This is a genomic window from Luteipulveratus flavus (assembly GCF_029439465.1).
GTDB lineage: Bacteria > Actinomycetota > Actinomycetes > Actinomycetales > Dermatophilaceae > Luteipulveratus > Luteipulveratus flavus.
Genome location: NZ_JAROAV010000037.1, coordinates 91,203 through 107,523, shown reverse-complemented (window position 1 = coordinate 107,523; position 16,321 = coordinate 91,203). Strand labels below are relative to the sequence as shown.

The 16,321-nt window shown below is 69.7% G+C and carries 18 protein-coding genes, 3 tRNA genes and 1 pseudogene; 6 read left to right on the top strand and 16 right to left on the bottom strand.

Annotation, left to right across the window (positions count from 1 at the left end; genetic code table 11):
• Positions 1–708 (bottom strand): annotated as a pseudogene (locus P4R38_RS15445) (hypothetical protein); the annotation flags it as partial.
• A 95-nt stretch (positions 709–803) separates the two neighbouring features.
• On the opposite strand from P4R38_RS15445, the gene P4R38_RS15440 reads away from it, so the two are divergent.
• Genes P4R38_RS15440 through purM form a run of 3 tightly spaced genes read left to right on the top strand, consistent with a single transcriptional unit; the run spans position 804 to position 3,847 of the window.
• The gene (locus tag P4R38_RS15440; RefSeq protein ID WP_277192950.1) at positions 804–1,061 is read left to right on the top strand and encodes a hypothetical protein; all 258 of its coding nucleotides are present in this window, start codon (positions 804–806) and stop codon (positions 1,059–1,061) included.
• Positions 1,062–1,103: 42 nt separating this feature from the next.
• Complete coding sequence (gene purF, locus P4R38_RS15435) at positions 1,104–2,714, top strand: amidophosphoribosyltransferase (RefSeq protein ID WP_277192949.1); 1,611 nt, start codon at positions 1,104–1,106, stop codon at positions 2,712–2,714.
• A gap of 20 nt (positions 2,715–2,734) precedes the next feature.
• Positions 2,735–3,847, top strand: a complete 1,113-nt coding sequence (gene purM, locus P4R38_RS15430) for a phosphoribosylformylglycinamidine cyclo-ligase (protein WP_277192948.1) — start codon at positions 2,735–2,737, stop codon at positions 3,845–3,847.
• 53 nt (positions 3,848–3,900) lie between these two features.
• Here purM and P4R38_RS15425 read toward each other — a convergent pair whose 3' ends face one another.
• On the bottom strand, positions 3,901–4,104 hold the full coding sequence (locus P4R38_RS15425) for a DUF3073 domain-containing protein (protein ID WP_277192951.1): 204 nt from the start codon (positions 4,102–4,104) through the stop codon (positions 3,901–3,903).
• A 196-nt stretch (positions 4,105–4,300) separates the two neighbouring features.
• Positions 4,301–4,612, bottom strand: coding sequence for a hypothetical protein (locus P4R38_RS15420; protein ID WP_277192947.1), 312 nt, complete (start codon positions 4,610–4,612; stop codon positions 4,301–4,303).
• 57 nt (positions 4,613–4,669) lie between these two features.
• Here P4R38_RS15420 and P4R38_RS15415 point away from each other — a divergent pair, with 57 nt between their 5' ends.
• Positions 4,670–5,308 (top strand): YigZ family protein, encoded by a 639-nt coding sequence (locus P4R38_RS15415; protein WP_277192946.1) that lies wholly within the window; start codon positions 4,670–4,672, stop codon positions 5,306–5,308.
• 11 nt (positions 5,309–5,319) lie between these two features.
• Here P4R38_RS15415 and P4R38_RS15410 read toward each other — a convergent pair whose 3' ends face one another.
• The 8 genes from P4R38_RS15410 to P4R38_RS15375 form a co-directional block, all read right to left on the bottom strand.
• Positions 5,320–6,567: a phosphodiester glycosidase family protein gene (locus P4R38_RS15410; RefSeq protein WP_277192945.1), complete on the bottom strand. Its 1,248-nt coding sequence runs from the start codon at positions 6,565–6,567 to the stop codon at positions 5,320–5,322.
• Between the two features lie 62 nt (positions 6,568–6,629).
• Positions 6,630–6,887: a type B 50S ribosomal protein L31 gene (locus P4R38_RS15405; protein WP_277192944.1), complete on the bottom strand. Its 258-nt coding sequence runs from the start codon at positions 6,885–6,887 to the stop codon at positions 6,630–6,632.
• A gap of 60 nt (positions 6,888–6,947) precedes the next feature.
• The gene (gene rpmG, locus P4R38_RS15400) at positions 6,948–7,115 is read right to left on the bottom strand and encodes a 50S ribosomal protein L33 (protein ID WP_277192943.1); all 168 of its coding nucleotides are present in this window, start codon (positions 7,113–7,115) and stop codon (positions 6,948–6,950) included.
• 141 nt (positions 7,116–7,256) lie between these two features.
• A tRNA-Phe gene (locus tag P4R38_RS15395) sits at positions 7,257–7,332 on the bottom strand.
• Between the two features lie 20 nt (positions 7,333–7,352).
• Positions 7,353–7,429, bottom strand: a tRNA-Asp gene (locus P4R38_RS15390).
• A gap of 29 nt (positions 7,430–7,458) precedes the next feature.
• Positions 7,459–7,531, bottom strand: a tRNA-Glu gene (locus P4R38_RS15385).
• 143 nt (positions 7,532–7,674) lie between these two features.
• A complete protein-coding gene (locus P4R38_RS15380; protein WP_277192942.1) occupies positions 7,675–8,163 on the bottom strand; it encodes a cupin domain-containing protein in 489 nt (162 codons plus the stop codon).
• Between the two features lie 34 nt (positions 8,164–8,197).
• Positions 8,198–8,737: a DUF6886 family protein gene (locus P4R38_RS15375; protein WP_277192941.1), complete on the bottom strand. Its 540-nt coding sequence runs from the start codon at positions 8,735–8,737 to the stop codon at positions 8,198–8,200.
• A gap of 258 nt (positions 8,738–8,995) precedes the next feature.
• On the opposite strand from P4R38_RS15375, the gene P4R38_RS15365 reads away from it, so the two are divergent.
• Positions 8,996–10,627 (top strand): hypothetical protein, encoded by a 1,632-nt coding sequence (locus P4R38_RS15365; protein WP_277192940.1) that lies wholly within the window; start codon positions 8,996–8,998, stop codon positions 10,625–10,627.
• Between the two features lie 44 nt (positions 10,628–10,671).
• Here P4R38_RS15365 and P4R38_RS15360 read toward each other — a convergent pair whose 3' ends face one another.
• The 3 genes from P4R38_RS15360 to P4R38_RS15350 form a co-directional block, all read right to left on the bottom strand.
• A complete protein-coding gene (locus tag P4R38_RS15360; RefSeq protein ID WP_277192939.1) occupies positions 10,672–11,691 on the bottom strand; it encodes a PHP domain-containing protein in 1,020 nt (339 codons plus the stop codon).
• A gap of 21 nt (positions 11,692–11,712) precedes the next feature.
• Positions 11,713–12,675, bottom strand: a complete 963-nt coding sequence (locus P4R38_RS15355) for an LLM class F420-dependent oxidoreductase (protein ID WP_277192938.1) — start codon at positions 12,673–12,675, stop codon at positions 11,713–11,715.
• A gap of 75 nt (positions 12,676–12,750) precedes the next feature.
• Positions 12,751–13,803: a hypothetical protein gene (locus P4R38_RS15350; RefSeq protein ID WP_277192937.1), complete on the bottom strand. Its 1,053-nt coding sequence runs from the start codon at positions 13,801–13,803 to the stop codon at positions 12,751–12,753.
• A 121-nt stretch (positions 13,804–13,924) separates the two neighbouring features.
• Here P4R38_RS15350 and P4R38_RS15345 point away from each other — a divergent pair, with 121 nt between their 5' ends.
• The gene (locus P4R38_RS15345; protein ID WP_277192936.1) at positions 13,925–14,404 is read left to right on the top strand and encodes a hypothetical protein; all 480 of its coding nucleotides are present in this window, start codon (positions 13,925–13,927) and stop codon (positions 14,402–14,404) included.
• A gap of 5 nt (positions 14,405–14,409) precedes the next feature.
• Here the strand turns inward: P4R38_RS15345 and P4R38_RS15340 are convergent, their stop codons facing one another.
• The gene (locus P4R38_RS15340) at positions 14,410–14,973 is read right to left on the bottom strand and encodes a hypothetical protein (protein WP_277192935.1); all 564 of its coding nucleotides are present in this window, start codon (positions 14,971–14,973) and stop codon (positions 14,410–14,412) included.
• On the bottom strand, positions 14,970–16,217 hold the full coding sequence (locus tag P4R38_RS15335) for an MFS transporter (RefSeq protein WP_277192934.1): 1,248 nt from the start codon (positions 16,215–16,217) through the stop codon (positions 14,970–14,972). The genes P4R38_RS15340 and P4R38_RS15335 overlap by 4 nt, the downstream gene beginning before the upstream one ends.
• Between the last annotated feature and the right edge of the window lie 104 nt (positions 16,218–16,321).

Here is a 16,321-nt window from a genome sequence, read left to right as displayed (position 1 = left end):
GGGGGCGCTGTCGTCCAGGGCGGGTGGTGGTGCGTCCCAGTCGTCGCCACCGGCGGCAGGCGCCGGCTTGGCCTTCTCTTCGACCTTGGCCGGCGCGGCCTTCTCTTCGGTCTTGGCTGCGGGGGCGCTGTCGTCCAGGGCGGGTGGTGGTGCGTCCCAGTCGTCTCCGCCGGCCGCGGGAGCAGCCGTGGCCTTCTCGTCGGCCTTGGCCGCGGGGGCGCGCTCGTCCAGGGCAGGGGGCGCTGCGTCCCAGTCGTCGGCGCCTGCCGGCGTCCCCGCCTTCTCCGCCGCCTTCGGCTTCGCCTCGGCGGCCGGAGCACTGTCGTCCAGCGCCGGCGGGGCGGCGTCCCAGTCGTCGGCAGCCGCGGGCTCGGTCTGGGCGACCGGGGCCGCGTCCTCCTGCTGCGCGGGCTCGACCTCGGCAGCAGAAGCCCCTTGCTCGGCGTCGGCCGCGGGCTCGGGCTTGGCCTCGGCGCTCTCGGGCGCCGCCTTCGTCGTCGCCGCAGCCGCCGTACCCGCGGTCCGGGTCTCGGACGCGGCAGTCGCGCCGGTGCCGGCATCGGACTCGGGCGTACGACCGATCTTGTCCTTGGCGTCGACGCCGTGGATGCCCACCGAGCCGCCCCGCGAGCGCTGCGGGTCACGGATGAACCACCACGCGATGACGGCGAGCGCGACGAGGACAACGAGGAGCCAGACCCACTTCATGACCCCGAACCCTACGCAGCGGTACGACGGCGCACCACTGGCGCCACGATGTGGCCGAGCGGGGTCCGCCACGCGGCGACGGTTACCGTGGAGAGGTGCCCGATGACGTCCCGCCCGGTTCCGAGCCGCGGCCGCAGCTGCGCCGCGTCCGCCGTACGCCCAACTTCGCTCGCATCATGATCACGGGCGGGGTGATCGGCGTCCTGCTCGGCCTGTGGGTCGGCTCGCGCGGCGAGGGAGGCACCTACTCCGGCGCCACCGCGATGGGCTTCCTCGCCGTCGTCTTCGGCGGTCTCGGCGTGCTGCTCGCCGGTGTGATCGCGATTCTGCTGGACCGCCGCACCCTGCGCTGAGGCACCGCGCGTCCGTTGGCGGTGAACGGACATGAAACACTGATGGGCGTGGCTGGTGACGGACGTCTCTCGCACGATCTGATTCCTGGTGAGAAGGGCCCGCAGGACGCCTGCGGGGTCTTCGGTGTCTGGGCTCCCGGTGAGGAGGTCTCCAAGCTCACCTACTTCGGGCTGTACGCGTTGCAGCACCGTGGTCAGGAGTCGGCCGGCATCGCGACGAGCGACGGGCAGAGCATCCTCGTCTACAAGGACATGGGCCTGGTCAGCCAGGTCTTCGACGAGTCGAGCCTGGGCTCGCTGCGCGGGCACGTCGCGATCGGGCACACGCGCTACTCCACGACCGGTGGCAGCACCTGGGAGAACGCCCAGCCGACCCTCGGCGGCAGTGAGCGCGGCACGGTCGCCCTCGCGCACAACGGCAACCTGGTCAACACCGTCGAGCTGAGCGACCTGGTCAAGGAGCGCCTCGGCGGCCGGGCCAGCAAGGGCGAGCTCGCCCGCGGCAACACCTCCGACACGGCGCTGGTCACCACGCTCCTCGCGGCCAACCCGCAGCAGAGCCTGGAGGAGGCCGCCCTCGACGTCCTGCCGCGGCTGCGGGGCGCGTTCTGCTTCGTCTTCATGGACGAGAAGACCCTGTACGCCGCCCGCGACCCGTACGGCGTCCGTCCGCTCGCCCTCGGTCGGCTCGAGCGCGGCTGGGTGGTGGCGTCCGAGACGGCCGCGCTGCAGACGGTCGGCGCGAGCGTGATCCGCGAGATCGAGCCCGGCGAGATGATCGTCATCGACGAGGACGGCCTGCGCAGCCACCACTTCGCCGAGCCGCAGCCCAAGGGCTGCGTCTTCGAGTACGTCTACCTGGCTCGCCCGGACGCGGTGATCAACGGCCGGGTGGTGCACGAGGCGCGCGTCGACATGGGCCGCCGCCTCGCGCAGGAGCACCCGGTCGAGGCCGACCTGGTCATCGGCGTGCCCGAGTCGGGCGTGCCGGCCGCGACCGGGTACGCGCAGGAGTCCGGCATCCCGTTCGGCCAGGGCTTCGTCAAGAACGCCTACGTCGGACGGACGTTCATCCAGCCGAGCCAGACGCTGCGGCAGCTGGGCATCCGGCTCAAGCTGAACCCCCTCGAGCACACCATCAAGGGCAAGCGGCTGGTCGTCATCGACGACTCGATCGTGCGCGGCAACACCCAGCGCGCCCAGGTGCGGATGCTGCGGGAGGCCGGTGCCGCCGAGGTGCACGTGCGCATCTCCAGCCCGCCCGTGCAGTGGCCGTGCTTCTACGGGATCGACTTCGCCACCCGCGCCGAGCTGATCGCGACCGGCCTCGCGGTCGAGGAGATCCGCGCCTCGATCGGAGCCGACTCCCTCGGCTACATCTCCGAGGAGGGCATGATCGGCGCGACCGGTCAGCCCGCCTCCCAGCTGTGCAGCGCCTGCTTCACGGGCACCTACCCGATCGAGCTGCCGGAGGACGGCCACGTCGGCAAGCACGTCCTGGAGACGCTGCCGATCGAGGTACGCACCGGCCACGACGCCTCGATCGAGCACCGACCGCAGGACCGCGTGCCTGCGCACGAGCGGTCCCAGGACGCCGAGGGCGTGTCCGTGGGCGTCGCCGGAGGCGCCGAGAACTCCCTGCTCCACCCGTGACCCGCCACGAAGGAACCTCGATGAGCCAGCCGATCACGTACGCCACCGCCGGGGTCGACGTCGAGGCGGGTGACAAGGCCGTCGAGCTGATGAAGGAGTCGGTCCGGCGCGCGCAGCGACCCGAGGTGCTGGGCGGTCTCGGTGGTTTCGCCGGGCTGTTCGACGCCTCGGCGATCGCCCGGCTCGCCCACCCCGTCCTCGCGACCTCGACCGACGGCGTCGGCACCAAGGTGGCGGTCGCCCAGGCGATGGACCGGCACGACACGATCGGTTTCGACCTGGTCGGCATGGTCGTGGACGACATCGTCTGCTGCGGCGCCGAGCCGCTGTACATGACCGACTACATCGCCACCGGCAAGGTCGTGCCCGAGCGGGTGGCGGCGATCGTGTCCGGCATCGCGGCGGCCTGCGAGCAGGCGGGCGTCGCGCTGATCGGCGGCGAGACCGCCGAGCACCCCGGCCTGCTGGAGCCTGATGAGTACGACGTGGCCGGTGCCGCGACCGGTGTGGTCGAGCGGGCCGACCTGCTCACGCCGGAGCGGGTCCAGGTCGGCGACGTGGTCCTCGGCCTCGGATCGAGCGGCCTGCACTCCAACGGCTACTCGCTGGTGCGACGGGTCTTCGCCGCTGCCGGCTGGGAGCTCGACCGGGACGTCCCGGAGCTCGGGCGCACCCTCGGGGAGGAGCTGCTGGAGCCGACCCGGGTCTACTCCGCGGATCTGCTGCGCCTGATCCGGACCGACGGCATCGACCTGCACGCGCTCTCGCACGTGACCGGCGGCGGACTCGCCGCGAACCTCGCCCGGGTGCTGCCGCAGGGTGTCCTGGCCAAGGTGGACCGGTCGACGTGGACGCCGGCGCCGATCTTCGGTCTGGTGCAGGAGCTGGGTCGGGTTCCGCAGTCGGACCTGGAACGCACCCTCAACATGGGCGTCGGCTTCTGCGCGGTCCTGCCCGCCGACCAGGTGGACCTGGCGATCGAGGTGTGCCAGAGCGCGAGCATCCCGACGTGGGTTCTCGGTGAGGTGTCCGACCTGGCCGCGGGTGACCCGGCGTACGGCGAGATCGTCAGTGGTGCCAAAGGCGTCGACGCGGGGGCCTGCCAGATGGTCGGGACACACCCGAAGATCTGAGGTCGCAGACCCCCGACGTAGACGTCAAGCCGAAGAGATGACGTGCGACCGGTTCACCGGTCGCCGGCCGCCCACTTCTCGTAGTCGCCGTAGTCGTCGTCGTCCTGATCATCCTCCGCAGAAGCCTGCTCGGCCTCAGGTGAGGAGTTGGACGCACGGAGCTCGCGCTCCAGTGCGCTCAGGTCGGTATCGGGGGAGAAGTACTTCAGCTCCCGCGCTACCTTCGTCTGCTTGGCTTTGGCCCGGCCGCGCCCCATGGCGTGACCCCCTCTGTGTTTGCCCAGGGCGGCCGGACACCTGAGGTCGCACGCGACGACAGGCATGCCCGGAGGCCCTTGGGGATCCTCGGTCATGTCGTGTGTCAAACGGTACCTCAGGCAGAGGCCGTTTCGCTCACTGCCATACCGTTCATGAGATGTTGCCGTGAGAGAGGCCCGCGGTTCCGGCGAACGATCAGAACTCGTCGTCGCGCAGCCGTCGTCGAGCGACCACAGCGCCACCGCCGATGAGCACGAGTGCGACCGCCGCGCCACCGATCACGAGCACCGGATGGTTGGCCGTGTCGTCCGTGCCGACGCGCTTGTCCGGCAGGGGGCCGGGGTCGGTGGTCGTCGTCGAGGACGTGGTCGCGCGCTGCGTCGTGAGGGCGGGACCGGATGTCCCTGTGCCGGTGCCCGTGGCGGCCGCGAGCGCGGAGGCCGGCCCCCCGGCCGCAGTGGTCAACGTCACGACGGCGAGCAGGAGGGCGGGGACGAGTCGGCGCACGCGCGCCATTCTGACGCGCTCGCCCTCCCGCTGTCGCGTCGCCCTACGCTCGAGGGCGTGACCGCCCGCACCTACCTCACCGTGCGCGGCCACGCCGAGGCCGAGATCGAGGCCAAGCGCTCGCGGTTCCTGTGCCGTGTCGAGCACGCCGCCGACGAGGCCGCCGCCCGAGCGGTCGTGGACCGCGCCCGTACGCAGCACTGGGACGCCCGGCACCACGTCTCGGCGTTCGTGCTCGGGCCCGATCGTGGCGTGCAGCGCTCCTCCGACGACGGCGAGCCGTCCGGGACGGCGGGGATGCCGGTCCTGGACGTGCTGCGCGGCCGGGAGCTGACCGACGTCGTCGCGGTCGTCACGCGCTGGTTCGGCGGCACACTTCTGGGCGCCGGTGGGCTCGTCCGGGCGTACTCCGACGCGGCGCGGCTCGCCCTCGAGAGCGCGACGCTGGTCACCCGTGAGCTGCTGCTGCTCGGCGAGGTCGAGGTGGACCACGCCGACGCCGGACGGGTCGAGCACGAGCTGCGGAGCCGTGGCGTGGTCGTCCGGGACACCGCGTACGCCTCACGGGCGACTGTCCTCGTCGGCGTCCGTCCTGAGGAGCTCGAGGCCGCTCGGGGCTGGGTCCGCGCGGCGACGCACGGTCGCGCAGACCTGCTGCTGACCGACGAGGCGTGGGTGGACGCGGGGTCGGCGTAGGTGTAGCCCGCTCAGCGGCTCGGCTGCCAGACCAGGGCGTCGCCGACCAGCCGCTCGCCTGTGCCGCTCGGGTGGTTCAGCGGACCTGAGGGCGTCGACATGGTCGAGGAGCCGCCGCCGTCCAGGTTGAGCGAGTCGACCAGGCCGAGGCTGTGGGCGACGGCCGCGGTCTCGTCCATGGTCGTACCGACCGATGTCGTCTGCCGGCCGTCGATGACGGCCAGGACGATCCGTCCGTCGGCGGTACGGCCGGCGATGGTGCGCGGGTTGCGAGCGAAGAAGGAGCCCGTGCCGGCGGGTACGACGACCTGCCCGTCCCGGGTGAGCCGGTAGCGCCCGTTGACCCCGGAGACGTGGTCGGACAGCCGGACCCGTCGGCCGCTCTCGTCCCGCAGCGTGCTGCGGACCTCGACGCACCCCTTCGGCGCGACGCGCAGCAGGTCGGCGGTGTCCGATCCGGTCGCCTGGATGCTCGACTGGCCCGTGGTCAGGGTGGTGCCCCGGGCAGTGGTCGTCCGGACGACGCAGCCGCGCCGGTCCAGGACGACCTCGACGCCCGCTCCGCTCGGGGTGGATGCGCCGAACGCGTCGGTGAACAGAGTGGTGTCGCCGTCCGCGGCGCACTGGGTCTGGTCGGGCAGGGCGGCGCAGGACGTCGGGACCACGGGTGGGTGGTCGACCGACTCGAGGCCGATCCGTGCACCGGAGCGGTTGGTGACGTCGCCGCTCCAGGTGGTCCGACCGATCAGCATCCGACCGGTCGAGCCGTCCACGACCAGGTCGTTCTCCGCCTTGTCGCTGCTGGGCTCACTGTGCAGGACACCGCGGTAGACGCCGAGCCCGACCGGGTCACCGGGGTAGGTCGGGTTCGCGGTGAAGGTGAAGAAGGAGGCGTTCACGCCGATCATGGCCTTCGCGTCGCGCACCAGATCGGTCGTCGTCTCCGCACGGGCGATGTCGGGTCCGTACGTCGCGGTCAGTCGGCCCTTCGCGACGTCGGGGTCGATGGTGAGGACCTTGACGTTCCACGGGCCGCGCGTCGTCGTGTCGATCTGCGACGGGTCGGCCGGCTCGCTGCCGCGAGTGATCGAGGTGAGCGTCACTCCGTCGGCGAGCGTGCGCGTCGTCCGCGACTCGGGCAGGTCGGCGTCACCGAGCGGCAGGTGCTCGTCGGCGGCGTACGACGGGGACGCCAGCGCGAGGGAGGCGAGCAGGGCGACGGTGGCGGCGAGGGCTCGGGGGAGTCGTCGAGTGGTCACGACACGACACTGGCGTTGCCCGGACCGTGCCGGGCAACGCCAGTGTGACGCTCAGGCGAACGTCAGGACGTGCTGCCACCGCGCTGGTAGCGACGGTTGAACCGCTCGACGCGGCCCGCGGTGTCCATCACGCGGGTCTGGCCCGTGTAGAACGGGTGGCTCGCGCTGGAGACCTCGACGTTGACGACGGGGTAGGTGTTGCCGTCCTCCCACTCGATGGTCGCGCTGCTCGTGGCGGTCGACCGGGTGAGGAAGGCGAAGTCCGCTGCGGCGTCGCGGAACACGACGGGGTGGTAGTCGGGGTGGAGGTTCTGCTGCATGCTCACCAGCTCGCTTTCGGCAAGGGTCGTGCGGGTCAGGGGGTGGGGTCGGCGGGGCGCTCAGCGCTCCTCGCGGAACTCCACGTGGCGACCCACGACGGGGTCGTACTTGCGCAGCGCCATCCGGTCGGGGTCGTTGCGCCGGTTCTTCTTGGTGACATAGCCGAAGCCCGTGCCCGCGGTGGAGCGGAGGGTGATCTTCGGTCGGACGTCGGTGGGGCGGGTCATCGTGTCCTCCTCGGAGCGGGTTCACCCCGTACAAGGAAATGAGAACCGTTCTTATTCCGACGCCTGCCGGCGGCTGGGCCGCTCGGTGGCCCGGGTACGGCGAAGGCCGCGACCCGGATCGGGTCGCGGCCTTCGTGAGCCTGGTGGCCAGGGACGGGGTCGAACCGCCGACCTAGCGATTTTCAGTCGCTCGCTCTACCAACTGAGCTACCTGGCCAGGTAGTCGTACTAACGTACTGGCGACCCCGACCGGGCTCGAACCGGCGACCTCCGCCGTGACAGGGCGGCGCGCTAACCAACTGCGCTACGGGGCCTCGTGAAGAGGATGCTGCAAAGTACTACGTATCCCCAACGGGATTCGAACCCGTGCTACCGCCGTGAAAGGGCGGGGTCCTAGGCCGCTAGACGATGGGGACCTGTCCTTGCCAGGTCCCGCTCCGCCAAGCAGCAGCTCGGATCCGTCGAGGACTCGGTAAGCATAGGGGTAGGTTCACCGATCCGCCAAAACGGCCCCGGGGACCCCGCCGATCCGCGGTTTTCGGCCCTTTGCGCGGTGCCGTCAGACCCAGTGGTTGTCGTGCGCCAGGTAGAACGCCTCGCGCTCCTCGTCGCTCATCGTCAGCCCCTCGCCGACCTGCTTCAAGGTCTCGAAGTACGGCTCGCGCGGCGCACCCGGCGCGAACAGCAGCAGCATCGAGGCCGCTTCGCCGGACTCGTTGCGGAAGCCATGCACACCACCGGCCGGGACGTGGACGAAGTCGCCGGCCGTCCGCTCGCCCCACTCGGTGCCGTCGAAGATCTTCACCCGCCCCGACAGGATGAAGAACGACTCGGACATCGTCCGGTGGAAGTGAGCGCCCGGACCGCTGACCGTCGTGCCGAAGTTCCACCGGTACAAGCCGAACTGGCCGGCGGTCTGCTCTCCTCTGGCGAGGTAGTCGACCGTTCCGCCGCTGGTGTAGGTCAGGTCGGGCGTCGCGTCGCCGAGGCGCACCCAGGCGCTCTTCTCGCCGTGCTCGCCGTCGTAGATGGGTTCCGGATAGCTCATGCTGCTGATCCTTCCCGACGGGTTGCGCCCGTGCTCACGAATTCCTGGCCAGCGCGTGACGCAAGCGGATCCCGCTGAAGTCCAGCGTGCTCTCGGTCACGAAGTCCCAGAAGTCCCAGAGGTTCGGCAGGACCCGCAGCTGGATCCCGGCCTCGGCGTGCAGGTCGAGCAGGTCGCCGACGCGGTCGGGCGGCGCCAGAGGTTCCACCGGCACCGTCGACACGACGGCGTGCGGCGAGGGCGTACCGAACGGCGAGAAGTGCTCTGCAGCCAGGCGATACGCGTACAGCTCGGCGGTGCGCACCCGCTCGAGCCACGCGTACTCGATGGCGTGCACCCGGTCGCCGCCACCGGGGCCCAGGACGAGGGCGCGGTCGGCCTCCGTGCTGCTGCTCGTCACCCAGGCCATGGCGCGCGGGCAGTCGCGTGGGAACCAGTAGTCGGGTGCACGGTGAGCGTCGACCGCCCACACGTACGCCTCGGGCTGCTGCGCGGTGGCGGCGACGTGTGGCGTGAAGCGCGTGATCGTCGGATCCTCGGAGAAGTGCAGGACCTCGCCCGCGCGGGGGCGCACTACGCGGGTCGGGCCCAGTCGAGCAGGCGCTCGCGGTCCCAGGTGTTGACGATGCGGTCGATCGGCACGCCCAGCCGCTCGGCGCGCTCGCAGCCGTACTGCTGGAAGTCCAGCTGGCCGGGGGTGTGCTTGTCATCTCGGTCTGGCCACCACCTCCGACAAGCTTGCGCGACAGCGTTGCGACCATGCCTGCGCCCTGGGATGGTTGCACCGGAGGACCACATAATGGCAGCGTAGCGCGGGTCGCGGAGGTTGCGGGTGGAGCGGCACACAGTAATTGGAACATGGGGGAATACGGCTTTGTCTGAAAACCTGATCGATGACCCTAGTCTCGCGCGTGCAGTTAGCAACATCGTGCCGAGATCGGAGCGGCAGCCCGATCTGAAGCAGTTGAAAGAGACTTATGTTGAGACTGGCGTGCTTCCCCAGGTCATGAACTTCTCCAACCAGATCGTCTATGGACGCCGTGGGACGGGGAAGACCCACGTTCTGCAAGTTCTCGGCGGGGAACTAGAGGGGGAAGCGGCGACTGAATTAATATACCTTGACGTGAGGCTTTTGGGCAGCGCCCACCTATTCCAAGACGAGTCCCGGCACCCCGCCGAGAGGTGCGTCGCTGTCTTCAAAGATCTGCTCTCACTTGTGCAGGCGCGCCTTCTGGATCTAGCAACAGATCCGGACCGGGACGGTCGCGGAATGCAGGAGGTCAGCGAATTTGCGGACTTTATCCTGCGAAAGACTGCTGAAGTCACTGCTCGAGACGTAAAGGCGAGGACGGATCACGAAGCGGAAGTGGGCCTCGAACTTCACGGTAAAATCAGCGCAGTTGGCCCAGAGGTTGGCGCAAAGACGTCTGATCGGCGAAAGGTATCCACGTCTACAGGTGTGGAATACACGGAGGCACTGCGCGAGTCGGTCGTTTTTAGTGAAACCTATCAGATGGTCGACCGGACGCTAGAGGCCCTAGGTATAAATCATCTGGTGCTCGTCATTGACGAGTGGACGTCGCTTCCGGTCGACATGCAGCCGTTCGTTGCGGAGTTCATTAAGCGATCCTTCTTCCCCAGCACCCGCGTCACGGTCAAGATTGGGTCTCTCGAGTACAGATCAAGATTCACCCTCAATCTGTCCGAGGGGAACCCGATTGGCTTTGAACTCGGCCCAGATATTACCGCGAACTTGGACTTGGACGATTACTATGTCTACGAGAGGAACCCGGACCGGGTCACTGAGATTTTTCAAGAGGTACTGTATAAACACGTTGTACCTGGTATGCCGCACGGATCGCTCATTCAGTATGGTGCGAAGGACGCAGTGTCGTTTCGCACTAGGCTATTTACAGAAAAGCAAACATTTGTCGAGCTCGTACGTGCCGGAGAAGGTGTTGTGCGAGATTTTCTTGGAATTTTTGCATCGGCATTCTTCAAAGCCAAAAATTCGGGTCGCCAGAAGATCGACCTCTACTCTGTAGAGGAAGCGGCGCGAGACTGGTACGAGACCGATAAGTCGACCGTTCTCTCTGCTGCGCAACGCGAGGCACTTCAGCGAATCATAACGGATGTCATTGGGGGACGCCAGACAAAGATGTTCATGCTTCGACGTGAGGACGCCGACCATCCAATGGTCCAATCGTTGTTCGACTTGAGACTCTTGCACCTAATATCGCGAGGTTATAGCGACAAGGAAAACCCGGGCCAGCGCTATAATATTTACGCGTTAGACTACGGAACATACGTTGACCTAAAGCGCACGAAGGTTCAACCAGAGGATTTATCTCAAGCGGATTCGGGCGAAGAAGTCGAACCTACCGCTGATCGGATTGTGCCGTTTGCCGACAAGCGCAGCATCCGACGAGTGATCCTTCAAACTTCCATCTTCGACGATTTGTAGCACGTGCCCTGCGCGCGTGCCCGCCATCAGTCGCCCTGCCTTGATCAGGCGGGTCGGGCCCAGTCGAGCAGGCGCTCGCGGTCCCAGGTGTTGACGATGCGGTCGATCGGCACGCCCAGCCGCTCGGCGCGCTCGCAGCCGTACTGCTGGAAGTCCAGCTGGCCGGGCGCATGAGCGTCGCTGTCGATGGAGAACAGGCAACCCATGTCCAGGGCCAGGGTGATGAGCTCGTCCGGTGGGTCGCTGCGCTCGGGCCGGGAGTTGATCTCGACCGCCGTGTCATGGTCGACGCACGCCTGGAAGACCTTCTCGGCGTCGAACGTCGACTGCGGCCGCGTCCCCCGCTCGCCCTGGACCAGCCGGCCGGTGCAGTGGCCCAGGACGTTGGTGAACGGGTTGCCGACCGCGGTGACCATCCGCCGCGTCATCGCATCCGGCCCCATCCGGAGCTTGGAGTGGACCGACGCGACGCGCAGGTCGAGGCGGCCGAGCATCTCGTCCTTCTGGTCGAGGGCGCCGTCGTCCAGGATGTCCACCTCGATGCCCTTGAGGAGGGTGAACTCGCCGTCGAGGTGCGCGTTGATCTGGTCGATGACGTTCAGCTGCTGCGAAAGACGTTCTGCGGAAAGACCGTTGGCTACTCGCAGACGCGGGGAGTGGTCAGTCAGGACGAGGTAGTCGTGCCCGAGCTCCATGGCCGTCGTGACCATCTCGGGGATCGGCGACCCGCCGTCGCTCCAGTCCGAGTGGCAGTGACAGTCGCCCTTGAGCGCCGCGCGGTGCTCGTCGCCGCCCTCGACCAGCGGCCGGTCCCACTTCTCCTCGAGATCGGCGAGGTACGCGGGTGTCTCGCCCGCCAGTGCCTCCCGGACCACCGCCTCGGTGGACTTCCCGATGCCCGGCAGCGTGGTCAGCGTGCCGTCCACCGCGCGCTGCTCCAGCTCCTCGCGCGGAGTCGTCCGTACGGTGTCGGCGGCCTGGCGGAACGCCTTCACGCGGTACGTGCCCGCCCGAGATCGCTCCAGCAGGAACGCGATCCGTCTCAGCGCGTCGAACGGCTCCACCCGGTGACCCTAACCCCCAGGTCAGTGCACGAGAGGCGAGAGCGCCTCACCCGCCATGGCGACGACTCCGGGCACGTGCCCGTTGCCGATGAGGTTGATGATGACGCCGTCGACCCCGGCGTCCAGGATCGTCTCCTTGATCTGCCCGGCGACCTCGTCGGGGGAGCCGACGATCTGGCGGCGGTTCTCGCGCAGGTCCGCGGGGTCCTGGCCGAGCTTGCGGGCGTGCGTCTCCTGGATCTCGCGCGCCTTGTGCGTGGACTCGTCCACGAACACCGACGCCAGGTAGCTCACCTCCAGCGTGGAGCGGTCGCGGCCGACGTCGGAGCAGCGGGCGTCGATCGCCTCCAGCTTGCGCGGGATGTCCTCGACGGCGCAGATGAGGTTGAGGTGGTCGGCGTACTGCGCCGCCAGCCGGAACGTCTTCTTCTCACCCGACCCGCCGAGCATGATCGGCAGGCTGTCGCGGAGGCGCGGCTCGTTCATCGCGCCGGAGACGGTGTACCTGTCGCCGTCGAGCGTCGGCCGCTCGCCGCGCAGCATCGGCTCGATGATCTGCAGCGCCTCGCCGAGCCGCTCGAACCGGTCGGTGAAGGTGCCGAACTCATACCCCATCTGCTCGTGCTCGAGCTCGTACCAGCCGGCGCCGATGCCGAGGATCGCCCGGCCGCCGGAGACGACGTCCAGGGTCGTGACCGTCTTCGCCAGCATCGCGGGGTTGCGGTAGGTGTTGCCGGTGACGAGCGCCGACAGCTGGATGTTCTCGGTGCTGGAGGCGAGCGCGCCGAGAGTGGTGTACGCCTCCAGCATCGGCTCGTCCGGGGAGCCGATCCCGGGCAGCTGGTAGAAGTGGTCCATCACGAGGACCGTGTCGAAGCCGGCGGCCTCGGCCTCGCGAGCCTGAGCGGCGACGGTCGGGAAGATCGCCTGCGGCTCGCCCGGGTAGGTGAAGTTCGGGATCTGGTAGCCGAGTCGAATGGTCATACCTCGGACGTTATGCCCTGGAGTGCACTCCAAGGCAAGGGTCGCGGGCCCTCCGGCGCGCCGGAGGGCCCGCGGTCACGGGATGGCGAACGTGACCGGGAGGTCCCCGACTTCCACGGTCCCGTAGCGGTGCGGGCTCAACGTGACGTCCTTCGCCGCCGTGTAGGTGCCGCTCCAGTCCTCCAGCGCGACCTCGGAGCCGGCGACCGGACGCGTGGTGCGGATGACGAAGGCGCCCTCGTTGTCGACGTAGGAGCCACGTGCGTAGGTCTCGTGCGTCACCCGGTCGCGCAGGACGACGTCGGCGAAGTTGTTGTAGTACTCGTCCGCGTCGCGGGTGCCGTCGCCGTCGTTGTCGAAGTACGTCCGGCCGGTCACGGTCGTCACACCTCCCCGGACGGTGAGGAGCGCACTGCCCTCGCCGTTGCCGCTGTGATCGTCCTTGATGACGCAGCTGATCTCGGGCGTGCCGTTGAGGATCGCGTCGTCGGTGAGCCGGCCCGCGAACCGGAGGGTGCGCGTCCCGGGTGCGAGCGTGATGCCGGGGTTCGGCGTCGGCCAGGTCTCCAGGATGCCGCTGTCGGTCAGCTCGACCACCGAGCCGGGGGCGAGGTTGCCGTTGTCCCAGCAGGACGCCCTGACGCCGCTGATCGGGTAGCCGCTGACGTTGTCCACGGTGAGCGAGAAGCGGACCCGTTGGTCGTACCGGACCGTCGTGCGCGCCGGCGTCATCTTCACCTCGAGGGCCGCCCGAAGGGACAGCGTCGTCGGGACGTTGCCGACGTCCTTGCTCGGCGAGCCGTCGAGGGTCACCGACGAGGAGGTCAGCCAGTCACCGCCGCGCACGACCATGCTGACCGGTCCGGACCACGGCAGCGTCGCGGTGAACCGCCCGGCGGAGTCCGCCCGCACCTGGATCACGATCGGCATGCCCTGGGTGAAGGTGACCTCGGCCCCGGAGGCGGGCCGCTCTCCGACATCGCGGACGCCGTCCCGATCGGCGTCCTGGAAGACCACGCCGGTGACGGTCGTACCGGCCGCGGCGTGCGCTGACGGCACGGCGGCAGAACCCAGCCCGACGACCAGCAGCGCGGCCGCCAGCGTGCCCGAAACTCGACGATGAACCATGCGACTTCCTCCCCTGAGAAGCTGTCCGAGGACCCCTGTCCTGACGCGATGGCAGCCTGCACCGTAGCGTAGTCAGCGGCGCTGGTCTCGTCAGGGCTCACGCGCGGATAGGGTCGCGCGCATGAGGACGTGGGTCGTGCCGATCGCGCTCGTGCTCGGCGCCCTGTGGGCGTGGTGGGTCCGCCGGCAGGTGCGCGCGGCGTACCTCGACCGCATCGTCCGCGCCGCCCACGGCAGCCCCGTACGGGCGCGCACCGTCACCCTCGCGTGGCAGCTCTCGGCGGCCGTCGTCGCCTCGCTGGCGGTCGCTGTCGCGATGATCGCGCAGATCCGCTGGGGTGCCGGGTACGTACGGATCCCGTTGCTGGTACTGGTCATCGCGCTCTACGTGCCGCTGACGACGCTCGCCAGCGGTCGCGACGAGACGCGCGGGAAGCAACGGAAGGTGCAGGTCCGCCGGTCGGTGCAGCAGCGCCTCGCCGACGCGGGTGCGGACGTGCCGGTCGCGCGCGCCGTGACGAACGCCAGCAGGCCGTTCTCGTACTACGGCCTGCTGGTGCTCGTGGCCTCAGCGGTGCTGCTGACCTGGCACGACGTCTGAGCCGGTCAGCCCTCGCCGCCGATGCGCGTCGCGCCGCCGGTGGGCAGCGTGCGGCTGGTGGAGGCCGCGCCTCGTGCGCTCGAGCCGTCGTCCTCGCCCTGCATCCGCGCCGCCGCCTGCTCGGCCGCCCGGGTCGCGCGGTCCTGCAGCGCCCCGGCCACCAGCACGATGCCGACGACGCCGACCGCCATCCAGATCCGCGGGTGCTTGACGCCGCGGCGGAGCAGCAGCTGCTCGGCCTTCGCATCAGCCCGCAGCCCGATGCCGGAGGTGACCAGCGAAAGGCCGCCCGTGACCGCGGCGAGCGCGCTCGCCGTCGTACCGGCTGCGGCGCCACCGCCACCGAGCCGACCCGCCAGCGGTGCCGGTGCACCGGTCGGATCGCTCGTGCCGCCCGCGCCGAGCAGCATCGTCGCGCCGGTGCCGGCGGTGTTCGCCGCGAGCATGCTGCGTCGGGCCCACTTCGGGAAGCGGCCGGGGCGCAGCAGGGTGACCGCTCCGGCGGCACCCGCTGCGGCGAGGTTCTTGGCCAGGGGCGAGCTCAGGAACGTGGTCTTGGAGGGGCTCATGGGTGCACTGTATTGACGAGCGTGCTCGGCTGTCCGGCAGTCCTCCCGGCGCGGCTCAGCAGGCGCCCGCCGCTCCACGAGACGGCCACGGCAAGGACGCCCGCGCACACCGTCACCGCGAAGGCCGGCGTGTGGCCACCCCAGTCGGCGAGGCGACCCGCGACCGCGGCACCGACGGCGTAGCCGAGGCCGGTGCTCGCGGCGAGAAGAGTCATGGCAGCGCTGGTCCGGGACGTCGGGGTGACCTGCTCGCCGAGGGTGAACGTCGTGATCATGTACGGCGCGATGCTCAGCCCGAGGACGAGCAGGACGGGGGCGAGGGTGGCCAGCGAGCTCACCGCGAGGAGGGGCAGCGCGAGGACCAGCAGCGCGACCGCGAACCAGCGCAGCCGGGCCGGGAGGGCGAACCGCGCCGGCAGCCCGGCCAGGGCGAGGCCCGCGACGACGCTGCCGACACCGAGGAGCGCGTGGAACAGGCCGGTGAGCCCGGGCTGTCCGGCATTCGTGGCGAGCACCGACGTGCCTGTCTGCACCGAGCCGAACACCGACCCGATGACCAGCTGGGCGAGGCAGAGGACGGTCAGTGCGGGGGTGAGCAGCCGGCTCGTGCTGCCGGACGGCTGGTCGGCGGAGGGGCGCAGGGTCGCGGTCGGGTGCAGCGCGAACCACGTGCCGAACACCGCGAGCAGCACCGACGCCGCGGCGAGCGCGACGGTCGGGCTGGCGACGCTCACGCCGAGGCCGACCAGCGCCGGGCCGAGCACGAAGGACGCCTCGTCGGCGGCGCCCTCGTAGGAGAAGGCGGTGCTCACCAGGCGCGCCTGGTGCGGGCCGGTGGGCGCGGTGATCGGACGCCACCGGACCCGGGCGAGCGGGCCGACCTGCGGGATGAGGAACCCGGCCAGCACGCTGGCGACGGCGGCGTACGCCCACGGCAGGTCGGCGTGCGCGACGAGTAGGAGGACGGCGAGCGCGACAGCGCCGGACAGCGACTGGACCAGCACGACCCGGCGCTGGCCGGTGCGGTCGGCCAGGCCGCCCCACAGGGGTGCTCCCACCGCGTTCGCGACCGCGAGCGCGCCGGCGCAGGCACCGCCCGCGCCGTAGCTGCCGGTGGCGTCGGCGATCAGCAGGAGGACGCCGAGCTGGCTCATCGCGAGCGGCAGGCGGCCGAGGAAGGCGACGACGACGTACGCCGCGCCGGTGAGGGAGAACAGGCTCCGGTAGGACTGCACAGGGGACACGCTCGGGCTCCAGGTATGCGAACGACGGTGCGCGCCTTCCCACCCAACAGGCACGCGAAACCCTGTGCTGCCCCCGATTCTAGCTGCCGGCCGGACCTCGGGAC

Coding starts and splice junctions, on each gene's coding strand:
- P4R38_RS15380 (WP_277192942.1), bottom strand. CDS start 8,163: ATGAGCTATCCGGAACCCATCTACGACGGCGAGCACGGCGAGAAGAGC.
- P4R38_RS15340 (WP_277192935.1), bottom strand. CDS start 14,973: ATGAGCCCCTCCAAGACCACGTTCCTGAGCTCGCCCCTGGCCAAGAAC.
- rpmG (WP_277192943.1), bottom strand. CDS start 7,115: ATGACCCGCCCCACCGACGTCCGACCGAAGATCACCCTCCGCTCCACC.
- purM (WP_277192948.1), top strand. CDS start 2,735: ATGAGCCAGCCGATCACGTACGCCACCGCCGGGGTCGACGTCGAGGCG.
- P4R38_RS15345 (WP_277192936.1), top strand. CDS start 13,925: ATGAGGACGTGGGTCGTGCCGATCGCGCTCGTGCTCGGCGCCCTGTGG.
- P4R38_RS15355 (WP_277192938.1), bottom strand. CDS start 12,675: ATGACCATTCGACTCGGCTACCAGATCCCGAACTTCACCTACCCGGGC.
- P4R38_RS15405 (WP_277192944.1), bottom strand. CDS start 6,887: ATGCAGCAGAACCTCCACCCCGACTACCACCCCGTCGTGTTCCGCGAC.
- P4R38_RS15425 (WP_277192951.1), bottom strand. CDS start 4,104: ATGGGGCGCGGCCGGGCCAAAGCCAAGCAGACGAAGGTAGCGCGGGAG.
- purF (WP_277192949.1), top strand. CDS start 1,104: ATGGGCGTGGCTGGTGACGGACGTCTCTCGCACGATCTGATTCCTGGT.
- P4R38_RS15350 (WP_277192937.1), bottom strand. CDS start 13,803: ATGGTTCATCGTCGAGTTTCGGGCACGCTGGCGGCCGCGCTGCTGGTC.